Genomic DNA, 755 nt, shown 5'->3' on the forward strand with positions numbered 1-755 from the left:
CTAATTGAATACCAAGTGATTTTAAATTTTACTTTTGGTTTTTAGTATAAAAATGTAGTGCGTAAATGGACATGTTTATTAAACTGCGTGTATGCAACATGAGAAAGAATGAATAAACTAAAAAAAAGTACCAAAAAACGATATCTAAATACCAAAATACAGTATAACTATTTGGAAAAATTAAAACGACAAGTGCTAAACTTATTAGCTTTAAGAGTCTGTGCAAATACTGTTGTAAATCACGTGTTAATATCTTCCAACCTGTTGTATCATCATCTTTATATTTTGGATTGTTCTGCAACTCAAAAGGAATATGAGAATTGCATAAAATTACAAAAATATTTGTTATTATTATCAAACCAAAAGATGCAAATATCAAAATACCTTGGATAAAATAGGGATTTTTTTTAATTTCTAAAAAGCATAAAAATATAAAAATTATAATACCAAACAAGGCTCTTAGCTGCTTATCTGTAAACATATTTATTTCCTGCGGTTTTTGATAATTTTTTGATCTCTTTATTGATCTCATCTATGAGAGGTTCGTAATTGAGAACGCTTTTCGGAATACCACCCCCATATATCCAAGCTTTCACTTGCGCCTTGGTACTGTAATCAACATTCTCAGGCATCTCATGATACTGACCACCGTCAAATTCTTCATATTCTCTTGTACCATCATCATATTCGTAAAGATTGTAAAAATACTCTGCTACCCCTAATCCCCATGGGGCATGCCCCACCGCCGTTGCAAC

2 protein-coding genes are annotated in these 755 nt (G+C 31.3%); both read right to left on the reverse strand.

Going from position 1 to position 755, the window contains the following annotated elements:
• Positions 1–28: 28 nt before the first annotated feature.
• The gene (locus tag ACFINH_RS10155; RefSeq protein WP_375613774.1) at positions 29–481 is read right to left on the reverse strand and encodes a hypothetical protein; all 453 of its coding nucleotides are present in this window, start codon (positions 479–481) and stop codon (positions 29–31) included.
• Positions 468–755, reverse strand: a 288-nt coding sequence (locus ACFINH_RS10160) for a hypothetical protein (RefSeq protein ID WP_375633049.1), incomplete at its 5' end; no start/stop codon positions are given. The genes ACFINH_RS10160 and ACFINH_RS10155, both read right to left, overlap by 14 nt.

The sequence above is a fragment of the Bartonella sp. AA74HLJMH genome (genome assembly GCF_042197045.1).
Classification (GTDB): domain Bacteria; phylum Pseudomonadota; class Alphaproteobacteria; order Rhizobiales; family Rhizobiaceae; genus Bartonella.